Raw genomic sequence first — 15,746 nt, forward strand, 5'->3', positions numbered from 1 at the left:
CTGTCGGTAAGGGCGAAATTTTCTGCGCATGATTAGATATAAGTGCTGGGCGATAAACTTACTAAAAAAGGAGAATTCCACATGATGAGATTGTTGTTTGCGCTGTTGCTCTCGACCATGTTTTCCTCGACGGCATGTGCCCAATCAATATATGTACTGAGCCCGGTCGGGGAAAATGAGACCAGCGATATATTGGGAGGAAATTCGGCGTTGAAGGCCAGCAACTTCTACGACTTTATGAAAAATAATTGGAAAGTCCCTACGGTAGAGCCCATCAACAAGGATGGCGTCATATCTAACCTAGAGGAACTTATTCCTTCAGATGTCATCGTTGTGCCAGAGCTAGTAACTGTTCATACGAGCCAGAAGAGGGGGAGCGCTTACGATTATCAACGGCAGCGTACCTCGACCACCAATCCGCTGGAGGTAACCGTGAATCCATCGGAGGATTCCGTCTTTATTTATGCTTTCAACAAAGATGGCAAGCTGATTTATCCGCTTGTCCCAATCCCCAGCGGCGACGGCACAGCTTACACATCCATCTACAGAATTCAGGCCTTCCAGGAGCACTCAAATTTCAAGTCGTTTTTTCAGCCTTTGGTAAGCAATACTGATATCGATATCAATGGCACGTACTCTAAAGATCAACCGAATATGAACCCGCCTAACGCCCTTACGTTTCGCGGAAGAATAGCAGGAAAATATTCGCTAACGCTTGCCGTACAGTTAGATAGCATTTTCATTCCGAACTCTACTCCAGTCAACGTGAAGGCTCTCGCGAGCAAGATTGTGACCAGGACCGTTGAAGTCAATGTCGTCGACGGGCCGGAAACTATTGATCAACTTCTTTTCAATTCAGCAAAAGATCTAAGCGAGCCAGGGCTGTCGAAGAGCTTCGGCTTTAAAATGAAAGAAAACGATATTTTGGAAGTTAGCCTAAGCGGGCGACAGTTCCGAAAAGAGTGGGACGGTAAGGAGTATCGAGACAATGGTTCAATGAATGTCATGCTGAAACAGGCAAGCTGGAACTACAGCAATACCGAGCAGAAGCCCGAAGCTCCATATGACGCAGATCTAATATTCATCCGAAAGCTTACTGCCGATGGCAGCTCCGTACTCATTATGTCCAATAAACTGCCACCGGGTGCGACTGAAGGCGAGGGAAAGATGACCATTGACGCGCACGGCCGTCGATTCAATATCAACGTCCGAGTCGTGAAGTAGTTCGAGTACGTGTCTCACCCACTCCAGCTGAACAGCTGAAAGTTATTCATCCAGGGCTACAGAGGATCAGCAAGTAAGATTTCCCGTCCTGTGTCGCCCACAGGGCAAAATCACGTCGTTTCTTTTTTTGCCTGACTTCGACCCCAGGCTAGCCCGATTGGAGGCGTCTCTGAGCAACCCGAAGTGATCGCTAACGGCCATGAACGGCCATTCGGAAGCGCTGAACTTTGAAAGTTTAGGTGCCTGTTGTACTTTGGGGCGGCCACTAAACACGGGTTTCTGAATGATTGTGAGGACAGATGAATTGCTAAAGTTCGATAAGTCGTGGCGTTTCAAATCCCCGGGGCCAATCCCGCAAGGCGTCGTCCGTGATTTTTATAATCTGATTGAAAAAATTGCATCGCAGGGGAATGTATGGCAAGTAGTTGAGCAATGCAAAAACGGCTTCGGCGGGACTGGTCGAAGCAGCAGTCCGGACTGGGCGTGGAGTGATTTATCTCGGCTCATGGATAGCTCGGCTGAGAATGCGCCTTTGTTTATCGAGGCTTTTTGGAACTGCTGCGTAGATCTCGAACAGTCCGGACTGGGCGTGCCAGACCTCCAAATTATCAACGCCATCATGGCGGAGCATGATGCGGGCTATGAAATTCAACTGCCTGATTTAATCGCAACGCGCGCTTACACGCCGATCACTGTACCGCGTTTGGCACCCTCGCTAGATGAACAGGCCCACGCGCTTATCGACGAATGCCTGGCAGAGTCTGAACGGCTGCTCGATGCAGGTCAGGGCCGGCGCGCGGTTCAAGAAACTCTTTTCCTTCTGGAGTCGATCACGACAGCCTTTCGGGGTATGGGCGAGGACACAGTGACGATTCAGGGGAAGTATTTCGGGCCAATCATCAACGAGATGAGAAAACGGGAGCGGGGCAAGGCGCAGGAAAGTATTCTGACCTGGATGACGACATTGCACGGCTACCTTTCATCGCCGACGGGAGGCGGCGTCCGCCACGGAACCGATCTAAAAGAAGGCATCGCGATTCAGCCTCACGAGGCGCGCCTGTATTGCAACCTTGCTCGCAGCTATCTCACCTTTTTACTAGAAGAGCACGATCAGCAGGCCAATGGAGCGTCCTCTAGGTGGCCTCAATGATGGCTTTCAAATGGCTCACCAGCCCAAGGAAGCACGCATCATTGCGGCTATCACTGCGATGGCTCATTTGCAGCTTCCAACAACTACAATCTCATGCTGAGCGGTTCATTGGCATGTGGTGCATTTCTGAGCGAGGCTTTTGTGAGCGATTACGATTTTTCGCGGCTAAACGATAAAGAGTTCGAAGTCTTTTGCGCTGACCTGCTAAGCGCAAGGGAAGGGGTTAGATTCGAAAGATTCAAGCCCGGACGTGACGCGGGAGTGGATGGGCGCTTTTTTAGGTCCGAGGGGGATGAGTGGATTCTCCAGTGTAAGCATTGGATTTCGACGCCGTTAGAAAAGCTCGTTAAATCTATTGCAGATTCTGAAAGCCTTAAAGTTCAGAAATTATCGCCAAGTCGATATATCTTAGCCTTGTCTCACTCGCTCTCATTGAATGATAAGAAAATTTTGATGCAGAAGCTTTCACCTTTTGTTTTGTCTCCGGCGGATATACTGGGTCGACAGGATTTGAGTGATATGCTCGCGAAATATCCAGATGTTGAAAGACGACACTATAAGCTCTGGATTGCTAGCTCAAATGTTCTTGCGTATATGCTTAATAAGCCCATACATGATAGGAGCCAGTTTGAGCTTGGCGAGATAATTGAGGCCTCTAAGCTGTATGTAGCCACAGCAAATCATAATCAAGCGATTGATAAACTGGAATCTACGAGTGTTGTTATCATCACTGGTCCAGCTGGCATTGGCAAGACAACATTGGCTGGACAGCTAATTTTACAGTACGTCGCGGACGGCTTTGAGCTCTCGGTTATTTCTGACGACATTAAAGAGGCCGAGAGCATATTTGACCCTGACTCAAAGCAAATTTTCTATTTTGATGACTTTTTGGGTCGCAATTACTTAGAAGCGCTTTCTGGCCATGAGGGCGCCAAAATTGTAGGTTTTATTAGGCGTATAGTCAAAAACCCCAAAAAGCGATTCGTATTGACATCTCGAACTACTATTCTCAATCAGGGGCGAATCTTAAACGATGTTTTCCATAACTCAAATATAAATAGAAATGAGTTTGAGATTACCCTTGAATCCTTGGAAAAGATTGATAAGGCTAGAATTCTTTACAATCATATCTGGCATTCTGAAATAGATGCTGAGTACGTGGAGCACTTGTACTCGCATAAACGTTATCGAATTATTATTGATCATAGAAATTTTAATCCTCGGCTAATCCGATTTATTACCGATGCCCAGCGATTGGAGGATGTCACATCTGAGTCTTACTGGGCTCATACAACTGGTTTGCTAGATGATCCGTCTCAGGTCTGGGATCATCCATTTCAAGCGCAACTAGATGACTGTGGTCGTGCCTTGGTTTTGCTGGTCGCTATGAACGGGCGCGTGATTACTGAGCCTGAGCTTTCAGAGGCATTTGCGCGATATCTAGAGAGTCCAGGAGCCGCCAGTCTTACTGGGAAAAAAGATTTTATAATAAACCTCCGCCACCTATCTGGTTCGATGCTAACGAGATTAATATTAGGCGAAAATCAGCCTTTTGTTCGGTTGTTCAACCCGTCTTTAGGTGACTTTATATTCAACAGATATGCCAGTAACCCCCCTGTTTTGCGGCAGTGTTTTGGTAGCCTGAAGACACAATCTTCATTGAAGACGCTGAAGGATATGCATGATAATAAAATAATCAGCACCGGCGTGGCGACCGAAGTGACAGGTCATGTTTTTTCATCCGTTTTAGATATTAATTTCCTTGGATCTACCGCCGAATTTGTAGCTCAATTATGCATTGCAAGGTCTGAGCTTGGCAATAAATTTAGCTTATCTGACCAAGGTCTCTTAAAAGCTATTAGTTTTATTGGCGGAGAGAAGTGCTGCCGATCCTTCCTGGCATCGGCACGAGTACTGTTATGGGCGCTGCGCAGTGGGAATGTTGATAAAATGACTGTGGAAGCATTCTTGGATGAAGCCTTCGACAATGACCCAAATCATGACGAATTACTAATATTAAGTCAGCTTGTCGCATGCTTTGAAGTTGTAGAGCATCAATCGCTTTATGATTCATATGATCAAGTCGTCACGGATTATCTAATCGCGTCAGTTGAAGATGAGTTCCCAGATGCAGAAGTGTTTTCTGATGGTGGCTCGCAAACAGCAGCGCGCAGAAAATTTATTGAGCTAATGGATGAAAAGGCTGCCGAGTTGGGTGCTAATAACTCATCAGGCGTTGCTGATAGTGTTGTGGATTTGGTTGATGTGGATAAGTTCTATGATAAATATTTTAATGAGCCAGAGCATGAGCCAGATTATGAGTCTTATAGAGATCAACGCACGAATTGGTCCGAGCGAACATTCAGTGCTATCGATCCAATTGACGATTTGTTTTCGCGAGATTAAACCATTTATCCTGAATTAATATTGCGGATGGATAATATAATGGATTTGATTCGACCTAAGATTCTAGGCACTTTCAAGGTTTAAATTTGGCCGACTTCTGTCTGTCACGAATGGCAGCAATTGGCCGAAAGCAGCCTTTAGCGACCGGCTGCTATTGGCCGGAGGCAGCCCTTTCGCTCTGACTGACGCACCCCATTAATGTTTGCCCCCCCAATAAATGAAAACTGCCAGTCAGCGCGAACGCAAATGACCGTTTAAGTCGGATGCGTGTCCCTGGGAAGATGACGACGCAACGAGGTAGTCAAGTCGGATGCACACCTTCTCATATCGGTTCAACTGCTCAACGAGGAGTCCAACCGCTAGCGTAACGAGTAGTAATCCAGTTGTAGAAATGTGATTTGAGGTTATGACCCTGCGAATAATCCATAGCTAGTCATTTTTGCTGCCGGAAGCTTCACAGGCGCGGGCAGCATGTATGCCAACGTGTATGCCTTGAGTCCTTTAAGCAGACAAACCCCAATGATTACTTGAACATTACAACCAAGTTCAAACGGCCCCGGCCCACCAAACAATCATCTAAAGACGTCCACGGACGTCTTTTTTTGTGCCTGAAACCCAGCAAAATCAAGGCTTTTGGGTCTACCGGCGTCCATTGACGTCCGGCACAATCCACGACATCGGGTATTCCAGATGGTATTCCAAGCCCTTCAGTGGTAATTTTTGGAATACCAATTGATGTCATGGAACACCTCATGTGCGCCCAAGCCACCCGCCTCTCTGACCGCCAACTCAAAGCGGTAAAGCCGAAAGACAAGGACTACGTCCTCAGTGATGGAGACGGTCTACAGCTGCGTGTGAGGGTTAATGGCTCTACGCTATGGAACTTCAACTACCGGCAGCCGATTACCAAAAACCGCATCAATATGGGCCTCGGCACCTACCCAGAACTCTCGCTCTCGCAAGCCAGGAAGAAAACGGTCGAAGCCAGAGAGCTTCTCGCTCAGGGCATCGATCCGAAAGAACAACGTAGCGAGCTGGAGCAGACAAAAAGACAGGCAACCGAGCACACATTCGAGAACGTGGCGTCTGCCTGGTTTGAACTGAAAAAGGATTCTGTGACTCAAGCTTATGCCGAAGACATCTGGCGCTCACTCACACTGCATGTCTTTCCATCGCTGGGAACAACACCTATCTCGCAAATCAATGCCCCGAGGGTCATCGAGCTGCTGCGCCCTTTGGAAACTAAAGGCAGCCTGGAGACAGTGAAGCGACTGACCCAACGACTTAACGAGATCATGACCTACGGCGTGAACTCGGGAATGATCTTCGCCAACCCGCTCAGTGGTATTCGGGCCGTTTTCAAGAAACCGAAAAAACAAAACATGGCAGCCCTCCGTCCGGAAGAACTGCCAGAGCTGATGATTGCCATTGCTAATGCGAGCATAAAAAGAACAACGCGCTGCCTGATCGAATGGCAACTTCACACAATGACTCGCCCAGCGGAAGCCGCTACGACATCCTGGACTGACATCGATCTAGACAAGAAAATCTGGACGATCCCAGCGGAGCGGATGAAGAAGCGACGTGCGCACGTCATACCACTGACCGAACACGCACTTGCTCTGCTGGAGATAATAAAGCCCTACAGCGGCCACAGAGAATACGTGTTCCCAGCTGACAGAGACCCACGGGATCATTGCAACAGTCAGACGGCGAACATGGCCCTGAAACGTATGGGATTTGAAGGTAGATTGGTGAGCCACGGTATGCGTTCCATGGCCAGTACTATCCTCAACGAACACGGCTGGGATCCGGAGCTGATCGAGGTAGCGCTTGCCCACGTCGATAAAGACGAGGTTCGCAGCGCCTATAACCGAGCGGACTACATCGAGCGCAGACGCCCGATGATGGCCTGGTGGAGCGAGCACATTCAGCATGCTGCGACTGGCAGCCTTTCAGTTTCAGCCATTCAAGGAACCAAAGGCCTGAAAGTCGTTTCGATGCGATAGCAAGTTACGGCGAGATATGGCCCCGCATGGACACTGAACATGTCTATGTACAAAAATGTTCAACCCCAAAGAACTTGATTCTAACCACCGGGAGACAGACGACTCCTCAGAGCGTGCGTGGGTTATCGAGCATCAGCACAATCACCAGTGAGACCAATTCCCACAATCACGCAATTGCGCCCGGTTGACGCTGCTATCCCAGGTTGCATCGCCACGAATCAACTGGTTGCGCAGGGTGTATTGGCATCTCTGGTCATCCCAATCAAGGCCAAGCCTACAAAAAAGGTCTTACTAGCTCCCGGCGATTAGATCGGCTCTTCTAAAGGAAGAAAATTAGTGATAAATTCCGCTTTAAGAAGATCCTCGATCGGAGAGCCCAATGTCACTAAAACAAGATATTCTGCGTTTTTTGAGAACCGAGGCCTCAAAAGGCCAGGTTGAGGAGCTCGTGGACGCCGTCAACCTGGCGTATGAGCGTGCTTTTGAACAGAGCAAAGGCCTTCGGAACCTTCCAACACATCGAAAGCTCGCACAAGATCGAAATTTCTTCGTGCAGGACGTGTTGATCGGTCAGAGCTCTTGGCAAGGTAATTGTGTCTCCGCATCCCACAACGGGGAACAATTTGCCCTGCTTAAAGCAGGAAGTACACTCATCACCGCATCGGTCGTACCATGGCGGAAGAAAATCCGCCCCTCAAAAGGTCGGCTTAAGAATTCGAGATTGAACACGTATCTGGAGCACCTCCAGAGAAATCCAGACTTGTTCGAAGGCCAAGATCTGCTAGGTAAGCTGGCCACGGATAGCCTGAATCTCATCATAGCTCCTTTGTCGCCCGCTACCAAAAGCACCCTAGACCAATCAAAGCCGCAAGGACTGATGATTGCAGTGCCTTATGCCAACAATCTAGATAAGTTCCACTTATGGTGCACGGTTCAGGAACTTCTGTTGAGCTACGAAGACGAAGCTGATGATGAGTCTGATGATTCCGTATGGCCAAAACTCCGTATTAGGATGCGGAGTGAAGAAGAAAAGACTGATTTAGAAGATGATCAATAGCGTTGAGGTACATGTATCATGCGCATAGGTATTCAAGGTTTTAAACCTGAACGCCTCAAACAGCTCCGCCTTTCTGCAGATATGACGCAGACTGAACTAGCTGAAAAGTTGGAGTGCGCGGCAGGCAATATATCAAAGTGGGAAAAAGGCGACAGCTGCCCATCAGCTCAAAGCTTCAACCGCCTTTGCGAGATATTTTTCACAACAGAAAAATGGCTACTGGAAGCTCCCGTTCAGGGCCATAAAACCAATCCTAGCTTCTATAGAAGCCAGGTGAGCACTCATAAGTCGTCTTGGGAAATCGGACGAGTTCGTCTTAACTGGCTTGAGGAGATATCATACAAACTTCAGGAGGCCTTAGAATTTCCGCCTGTCGATATCCCACTTTTCGAGGGTGATGACGCACGTCTGATCGATGATTCTGACATTGAGCGGCTTGCCACTAATTTCCGAGAAAAATGGGGCCTCGGAAATGGACCAATAAAAGATGTAGTCCACACACTTGAGAAATCAGGGGTGATTGTAGCAAGGGACGAAATCGGATATGTAAAAATGGATGGAATTTCGAAATGGTCGTTAGTTGATAACCGCCCCTATGTACTCCTTGCCGCAGACAAAGCCGCTCCCGTGCGGAATCGGTTTGACGCTGCTCACGAACTTGGACATATCGTACTCCATAGCAAAATTTCTAATGAACAATACTTGAGTCATTATGACTTAATTGAAAGACAGGCTCACCGTTTTGCGAGCGCGTTTCTAATGCCTGCGGAGAGCTTTAGTCACGAAGTCAGCTACGCGACGCTGGATACTTTCCACTCAATGAAACCTCGATGGAATGTTTCAATTGCCTCAATGATCAAGAGGTGCATTGATCTGGAGCTGGTTTCCCCTGAAGCAGGTATAAGACTTTGGAAAGCTAGGTCAGCTCGGGGATGGGTTAAGTCAGAACCACTAGACGACTCAATACCTTTTGAGCAGCCAAAACTCCTTTCACGCAGCGTACAAATGCTTGTGGAAAACAAAATTCTATCAAAGGATCAGTTGAGAAACGAATTAGGCCTACCCACCGCTAGGCTTGAGAGACTATGCAACTTACCTAAAGACTACTTTTCAACGAGCAGCAAAGATAGAGTGCTGGACCTTCGACTTCGAACTTCCAGTTCGAAAACAAGCAACTCAACTATAGCCAACGGCCATCAAAAGGTCTTACACTTCCCTAAGAAATCATCATAAAAAGATCAGTTGCTGCCGTATAAGTGGCAACCGATTTAATCACGCAAGGCGTGGTACCCGGGCGCATAACAGCATCGACATCTCAATTTTCTGATTTCGGTCACCCGCTGGTGAAGACACTTAGGTCTCACCGCACTACTGATCATTATGGTTGGGGTAATCATTTTCGGGGTCGTTGCAGAACTTATAAAAAATAAGCCTGATCTCCCGTCTAACAATGCCCGTGGAATTGCAAAAGCCAGCCCCTCAAATAGAGCACGATCCACAAACCACACCATCACCAAAAAACAGCAATCAGTAAACCAACAGAAAAACTTACTTCGTCTCACACGTCGTCGTAGTTTAATACACAAGCTGCTAACATTCGCGTGGGCGCATACACGTCGTATCCTCCCCTTTTACGACCGGTTCCGAAAACAGATGCAAATTCTTTCGCGAGCGCGACCCCACAACTTAGAGCAGCTTCTGCGCACTATTATCCCCATCTGAGTAATTGAAGTGCGGCACCATTCCTTCCAGTAGCGCATAAGCATGGAGAGCCTCATGACTCTCTGATCGCCAGCTCAAAGCGGAAAACCGAAAGACAAGGATTACTCCTCAGTGATGGAGATGGCCCCATACAAGTTACCTTGAGAGGCCGATGGAGAGCTGAGACCGATTCAAATATTTCGCCCCAACGGCGAAAAACAAGGCGCACTTTTCTGCAATTGCGCCAACACCTCCTCGTACTCCAAATCTCCCTCTGCCTCTCGAGCAGGAATCACTTCTCCATGTAGCTGAGCACGCAGGTCATCCCAACGCTCCAACAGGACCTGCCAGTTATGCTCGTCGTAAGTCCCTCGAAAGATCACTGGATGCACATCAATGCGCGGTAACTCTGCCGCTGGACTCCCCCGCGCCAGCGCTTCGCACAGCCGGCGACTCCAATGACTGCCCACTCGATCGACTCGGCCGATCTGTTGTTCGACTACCCCGGGGTTCCACTCCGGGTGCATGAGGATGACGGTCTTGCATGCCAGATGCAGGTTGAGGCCTTCGCGGCCGACGGTGGATTGGGCCACGAGAACACGGGGAAAGCTGTTCGGGCGGTTGAAAGCCAGTTGCAACAAGCGGCGGGTAGATTGTTCAGTGCCGCCGTACATCAGGCGAGCGAAACCACCCTCCTGGTGGGCAAACTCAGGCTGTAGACGGGCGAGTAGCAGTTCCCATTGCAACGCAATTTCGCCGGTATCCGGTGTGTGAGGATTATCGTCCGTGTGTTGGTCGCCGGCAGCGCTCAGTAGTTGGCAAAAGGCGGTGCACGCTTGCTCAGGCGTCAGATGTTCGACGTCCCCGCCAGTGAAGTCGAGGATCGCCCGGGTAAACAGCGCTACGGGATGTTTCTCGGCGGTGCCCACCAGATCCTTGTTGAGCTCAGCCTCCTGAAGGTGTTTGAACATCGCGCGGGGTACCTGCTCATGTTCGGGCAGTCCCGCATCCAACCAGCCGAGCAGACGCCGGCGTAGCTGCTCACGACGTGTGCTGTGGGTACTGTATTGATTGGCCAGCAGCTCAGGGATGGAGCTGAGTTTCAGCCGGCAATTCAGCTGACGGTGCGCAATCTCCACTGCTGCCCATTCCGAATGGTCATCGGGCTCGTCGGCACGAGCATGGATTACGCTCTGCGGCCAGTAACGGCCGGCCTCAAGGCTACTTAGCATTTCACGCGCGTTCAGCAGCCGGACCAAGGCCCGCATGGGTGCGGTGAAACGGCCGAACACCAGCACCTTTTCCTCTTGCTCGTGTGCGGCTTCGATGGCCGTGATGGTGGCCAGGATTGCCGGGTGCTCAAACAAGTGGTGGGGATTCTGAAACGCCTGCGCAGCCGTCTTCAACCACCACTGCACGCGTTGCTGGCGCTTGTCATCGACCGCGCTGGACTGTCCCTCATCCGGCAGGGCAGAAGGCTCCGCTGGTTCATTAATTTGCGCCAGTAGGTCAGCGATGCCATGCCCATTGGCTAGGGTCAATCGCAAGCGTTTTGCCGTTGAGTTTTCGTCCAGTCGCGAGGCCACGGACAGCGCCTCGGTTGCGCACACGGCCTGTCTCCAAGGTAACTTCAGCGTGCGTACATCCACACTGACGGACTTTTGGGTGTTGCGATAGCTTTCCCCCTGAGTTTCTTGGGCGAAGCGTGAAACGTCGGCGTCTTCACGTTTATCCCGGCGCAGCAGATAGGGGCTCAACGTCGTTTGAAAGGCACTGGCTGCAGCCTGATATTGTTGACGGGCCGTGTCGCTGGAACGCCAATGAGCGCGTAGATGACGGATGGCCTGCGCAAAGTCGTTGATCACAGGCTGAAGTTGATCGCGCACTTTTTCGTCGAGACCAAGCCGTTCGAAGGTTTGCCGCCATTGCTCGACATCCAGCTCCACAGGAGTCGCTGTCATGCACAAGCGACGGCTGTGCTGAGTTCCCTGCACCAGGTTACCGAGCAACCGGCTCAGGCCGCTGTCGGTGCCGCGACTTTTGTGGGCTTCGTCGATCACCAGCAGGTCGAAGGAGCCCAGGCCAAACCCGACCACCTGTTCAAGCCAACTCCGATGAGGAGTACCGCTGCGGTAATTGGTGTGAGTATCGGGGTTTGGCCAGGCATGCCCGGTCGTGACGTCAGTCAACCAGGTGTAAGCGGGGTGCGCGGCGTCTTCGCTGATACGCGCCACAATGCTGGCAGCGGCTCGCTTGACCCTTTCATCATAAGAGCCTGACAGGTGGTAGCCATTTGGATACTTGAAACCTGCCTCCTTGCGCCAGCGTGCGAAGACTTCCGGCACCAACTCTCTGCGCCAGCGCGTTGCATTCTCGCCCATACGCCAGTTGGCAAAGGTATGGGACAGCACCAGGATTGGCTCCTGAAACCATGGCTTTTTATCAAGGACCTCTTCGGCACTTCTGGCTTCAAAGTAGCCGAGCAGACCACGCAACATAGCGGGAGTTGTAACGCCTCCCAGTTTCAACTCGGCCTGCCACTGATAGCCCAGCCCTGGCGGGGCGATGACGGCGGCTCGACCGCCAGCGTCCTTGACTGCGCGAATCAACTCGACAGCGATACGGGTCTTGCCCATACCCACTTCGTCGGCCAGCACTACCCCGTGTTCGCCAATTCGATCGGCCAACGCATGCAGGCTGGCTCGCTGGCCTGGATTCAGATGCGCAGCCGCCTCACCTGCGTCATCTGCAAATTGTTGCTGTTGCATCGCCCGCTCACGCAGTGAAGCCGCAACGGCTGCCCAACTGAAGGCGACCCGTTTCATGGCAGGACTCCCAGGGGGTGTGAGGTGTCGAGTTTCCAATGGGCCTCGATATTGCTCAGTGCGTTTTCGTAGCGCAGCCCTTCCGGATGGTCCACTGTCTCGGCAAAACGAGGCCTGAACGCAGGTTGACGCAAGGCATGGATGGGGTTGATTTCGAGTGTCAGAAACTGCTGCAACAACCCGCAACCGGCGGCCTGAATGAGCGACTGCTCCAGTCGGGCACACCACACCGGCCAATCCCGAGGCTCCAACGCAGTTTGTTTCGCGGCGATGCCTTCGATTAGTTCCATCATTTGCCGGATCGGGTAACGCGCCGCTTCTTTTCCTGGCGCAATGGTTCCCTGTTTGTCGGCAGAGCGCTTGCTATCGTCGAACGCGTCGGGCAGTTCTTCTTCACTGGGCGACTGTGGAAAACTGTCGAGTTGCATCCACGCATCCTCCAGGCTGATTTCTGGCAGCTCGGTGGCCGCCAATCGGCCAAACCCATCCAGCACTGGCACCGTCATGACATGCGTTGCACCCGCCTCTTGCCAACTGACAACCACCTGCCGCGGTCGTGGTCCGCACCAGGCGAAGCCTTGACCCTCAACATATGCACAAGGCTGTCGCGACGTATCCAGCACTGAGTAATCGCCCCGCGAGCGATCATCGGCGCTCAACCAGCCTTGCTCTGCTGTATCCGTGTCCCGCCACTTCAAGTAAGCCACGGGCGCTGCGCTGAACACCTCGCTCCCCACCTCAAGATCCTTGCCTTGCTGCAGCGTCTCAGGGACGCATTCCTGCTCCCACTGAATCGGCAGATAATAACCAATCGATTCGGGATCAGCGCCCCCCGATTTTGCCGGGTACCAGTTCAAAGGCGTCGGAGCGAATACCACCCCGGCCTCAAGGTTGCCCGTCGATCGCCCCATCTTCAGGGTGAAGCCTTGCCGGGTGAGATTGCCCGAGCCAAGGTACAGCCATGGGCTGGCTGTTTTTTCCGAATGCCGGGTCTCGCTGGCGCTGAAAATGAACTTGGCATGCAAGGTGCGTTTTTGCACGTCAGGAAAGTAGGCCGGCTTAGCCGCAGGTCGTACGCTGACGCTGGCAGCCGTCAATTTCGCGGCTGCCGTTGCAATGCCCTGGCAGCTCGCCTCGTTGATAAACAGATCTACAGTGCTGGTCGCCGTCAGCAGACGCGGTTCTCCTTTTTCACCGCGCAAGCGCCTGATGATGCTCAACGGGACCGATGCATGCTCACCGGGCATTGAAGACTCATAAAAACCCGAGCCCATGGCCAAGTAGTTACGCGCCGTTTCTCGACCCGAGGCATAAACGACTCGGGCTGGCAGTTGGGCGAGCAGCGACGCTTTTCGGTTATCGAAGAAACGTGCGTTCAATCCGGAAGCTTTCGGCTTGACCTGTTTGAGCAGGATCGCATCCATATCCGCCACGGCCTTGGCTGTCAGCGGGTTGGCGAGCAGTGCACGGTCGTCGTAATGCTCACGTAGCCACAGCAGTAAACTCCAGGCGCTGCAGATATCTGTCCGGACCTGCTGCGTTGCCTCGGTGGGTACTACCAGTTCGTCGCTGCACAGGTCCAGGCGCCAGATCAGGTCAAGGCTCTGCTCTAATGTCTGCCGGGTCCAGTTGCCGGTGGACACAAGCAAACGCAAACACCAGGCGTCACTCTTGTCAGTGCTGCGGTAACCCAGCACCGCGACCTTGGCGTGCATCAGGTTGAATGGCAAATCGGCTTTCGCCCAAGGTAAATGCAACAGGCCCGGCACTTCGACCGGGGTAATCTGGATCGCGCGCGGGTCCAGCATCAGTGCCAATAGCGTTTCCCCGGCATAGGCACGCTGATTGGCTTGCTGGTGGCTGAAACGCTCAAGCGCATCGTTGAGAAACCTGTCGTCAGCCGAGAAGCCGCACAGCCAACCGAAGTGGCCAGTAAAACCGTCCGGCGTTTCGAAGTGTTTGGCCAGAGAGGCAGGAGCATGACTCATAGACTTACCTCTTCAATGGCTACTGCTGGAGCCGGGGTGAGCCAGGCGCTCAATTGGCCCTGGAGATCCAGGTCCAATCGATGCAAGCGACCTACGCGATGGGAAATCCAGGCTGGCAGAGCGGCTTGGGAAGCCTCGCCTTGGGCCTCGATAACAGCCTGGCCAGTATCGACCTCCAAAACCTGATACTGGAACGCACCGCCAGGCAGAATGTCGTTGCCTTGCAGGCGCAGAACCCGACCGTCGCGGCTCACCAGACTGGCCAACAGGATCGAACTATCAGGATCTATACACTCATGGCAGAAGGTCGAGGCGACAGGATCGGTTCGCTGCCGCTGAGGGTTATCCAGGAACAATCGGGCCATTTCGCGCAAGTGAGTGATGTGCGTCGAGATGCGTTCGGGCAGGACACTCCCTAACTCGAACCGCTGCGTGCTCAACACCGCCATGTGTTGCTCCACCGCGTTCAGCACGTCGTAGGCGGCATCCTGCACTTGAAAAAACAGAGCGCCATAATGCAAGTCGTTCCAGTGTTCGGGGTCGATTTCATCGGGTCGCTCGGCCCAATCGAACACAGCTTCCGACATGGCGTGACGAGCCCGTACCCAGCCACGTATGGCTGCACGTCGCAAGCCACCGCTGGCTGGCGAGAGTTCCGCATCGATACGGCGAGACAACAGCGCACGGGCCTGTGCGGGTAATACTTGCAGAGGCGAGAGCAGCCCGGAAACGGGGCCTTTCAACCTATCTACAGAATCGCCTCGTAGTGCCCACTGCACCAACTCCTCTAACAGCGCTCCGTCATCCCCACAGCAGGCGTTAACGAATTCATGACCAAAGGCCGTGCAGGTAAAGGCATTGAATCGTTCACCCTGCGCGCGCACCAGACCCAGGGCCAACAATGCCTGGCCGGTCCCCATTCGCATCGGTTGGCTGACATAGAACCCTGGCTTGCACAGGGTCTTGAAGTCGAAATTCGCCTTGCCACGCAGTTTCTCCGAACCCCGCACCCGGGCATCACCCTGGCCTTTGTTCTGTTTGAGCGCGTAGTAGCAGCCCAACGCTTCAATGGCGTTGGCCGCATTAATGTTCGAGACATTCGACTTGCGTTCGCACAACTTCTGCGCGAGCGCTATACCCAGCATCGCCAAAAACAGCTGTTTGGCGTACCACACGCCGCCCATGCCAGGGACAGCGCGCTCGTTGTACTCACGCACTGCGGCGCCAATATCAAGCGTGCGGGTGCGTCTCTCGCCGTCCAATTGTTCAGGACCAGAGAGTCCCCAGGTCATGCTCATAAAAGGCTTCCTTTGCGTTTGCAGCGAGTCAGCATTTGAGCTGGCGCATCGCCGGCAACGGTAGCAAAATGCCACAATCCCGTCCATG

General features: G+C 52.2%; 9 protein-coding genes. 6 read left to right on the top strand and 3 right to left on the bottom strand.

All coding sequences use genetic code 11. The features are described 5' to 3' along the window. The first annotated feature begins 81 nt into the window (after positions 1 to 81). The 6 genes from ATI14_RS02330 (at position 82) to ATI14_RS02355 (ending at position 9,079) form a co-directional block, all read left to right on the top strand. Positions 82 to 1,224: a hypothetical protein gene (locus ATI14_RS02330; protein WP_080520230.1), complete on the top strand. Its 1,143-nt coding sequence runs from the start codon at positions 82 to 84 to the stop codon at positions 1,222 to 1,224. A 304-nt stretch (positions 1,225 to 1,528) separates the two neighbouring features. Next, the gene (locus ATI14_RS02335) at positions 1,529 to 2,374 is read left to right on the top strand and encodes a hypothetical protein (RefSeq protein ID WP_165448249.1); all 846 of its coding nucleotides are present in this window, start codon (positions 1,529 to 1,531) and stop codon (positions 2,372 to 2,374) included. Positions 2,375 to 2,515: 141 nt separating this feature from the next. Further along, positions 2,516 to 4,780 carry an nSTAND3 domain-containing NTPase gene (locus ATI14_RS02340; protein WP_080520780.1) on the top strand — a complete coding sequence of 755 codons (2,265 nt, stop codon included), beginning with the start codon at positions 2,516 to 2,518 and terminating at the stop codon, positions 4,778 to 4,780. Positions 4,781 to 5,532: 752 nt separating this feature from the next. Beyond that, a complete protein-coding gene (locus tag ATI14_RS02345; protein WP_080520232.1) occupies positions 5,533 to 6,789 on the top strand; it encodes an integrase domain-containing protein in 1,257 nt (418 codons plus the stop codon). Between the two features lie 379 nt (positions 6,790 to 7,168). Beyond that, a complete protein-coding gene (locus ATI14_RS02350) occupies positions 7,169 to 7,846 on the top strand; it encodes a hypothetical protein (protein WP_080520233.1) in 678 nt (225 codons plus the stop codon). Between the two features lie 18 nt (positions 7,847 to 7,864). Next, on the top strand, positions 7,865 to 9,079 hold the full coding sequence (locus ATI14_RS02355) for a helix-turn-helix domain-containing protein (RefSeq protein WP_080520234.1): 1,215 nt from the start codon (positions 7,865 to 7,867) through the stop codon (positions 9,077 to 9,079). 659 nt (positions 9,080 to 9,738) lie between these two features. Here the strand turns inward: ATI14_RS02355 and ATI14_RS02365 are convergent. From ATI14_RS02365 to ATI14_RS02375, 3 genes are read right to left on the bottom strand one after another with little or no spacing between them, the layout of a single operon-like run. Then, positions 9,739 to 12,372, bottom strand: a complete 2,634-nt coding sequence (locus tag ATI14_RS02365; RefSeq protein ID WP_080520235.1) for a DEAD/DEAH box helicase — start codon at positions 12,370 to 12,372, stop codon at positions 9,739 to 9,741. Next, positions 12,369 to 14,360 (bottom strand): phospholipase D-like domain-containing protein, encoded by a 1,992-nt coding sequence (locus tag ATI14_RS02370; RefSeq protein WP_080520236.1) that lies wholly within the window; start codon positions 14,358 to 14,360, stop codon positions 12,369 to 12,371. The genes ATI14_RS02365 and ATI14_RS02370 overlap by 4 nt, the downstream gene beginning before the upstream one ends. Continuing rightward, complete coding sequence (locus ATI14_RS02375; RefSeq protein WP_080520237.1) at positions 14,357 to 15,658, bottom strand: hypothetical protein; 1,302 nt, start codon at positions 15,656 to 15,658, stop codon at positions 14,357 to 14,359. The genes ATI14_RS02370 and ATI14_RS02375 overlap by 4 nt, the downstream gene beginning before the upstream one ends. Positions 15,659 to 15,746: the final 88 nt, after the last annotated feature.

It is taken from the genome of Pseudomonas tolaasii NCPPB 2192 (assembly GCF_002813445.1).
In the GTDB taxonomy this organism is placed as follows: Bacteria; Pseudomonadota; Gammaproteobacteria; order Pseudomonadales; family Pseudomonadaceae; genus Aquipseudomonas; species Aquipseudomonas tolaasii.

Excerpts from the sequence above, each read along its gene's own strand:
- ATI14_RS02330 (WP_080520230.1), top strand. The coding sequence starts at position 82 with ATGATGAGATTGTTGTTTGCGCTGTTGCTCTCGACCATGTTTTCCTCG.
- ATI14_RS02345 (WP_080520232.1), top strand. The coding sequence starts at position 5,533 with ATGTGCGCCCAAGCCACCCGCCTCTCTGACCGCCAACTCAAAGCGGTA.
- ATI14_RS02350 (WP_080520233.1), top strand. The coding sequence starts at position 7,169 with ATGTCACTAAAACAAGATATTCTGCGTTTTTTGAGAACCGAGGCCTCA.
- ATI14_RS02355 (WP_080520234.1), top strand. The coding sequence starts at position 7,865 with ATGCGCATAGGTATTCAAGGTTTTAAACCTGAACGCCTCAAACAGCTC.
- ATI14_RS02365 (WP_080520235.1), bottom strand. The coding sequence starts at position 12,372 with ATGAAACGGGTCGCCTTCAGTTGGGCAGCCGTTGCGGCTTCACTGCGT.
- ATI14_RS02370 (WP_080520236.1), bottom strand. The coding sequence starts at position 14,360 with ATGAGTCATGCTCCTGCCTCTCTGGCCAAACACTTCGAAACGCCGGAC.
- ATI14_RS02375 (WP_080520237.1), bottom strand. The coding sequence starts at position 15,658 with ATGAGCATGACCTGGGGACTCTCTGGTCCTGAACAATTGGACGGCGAG.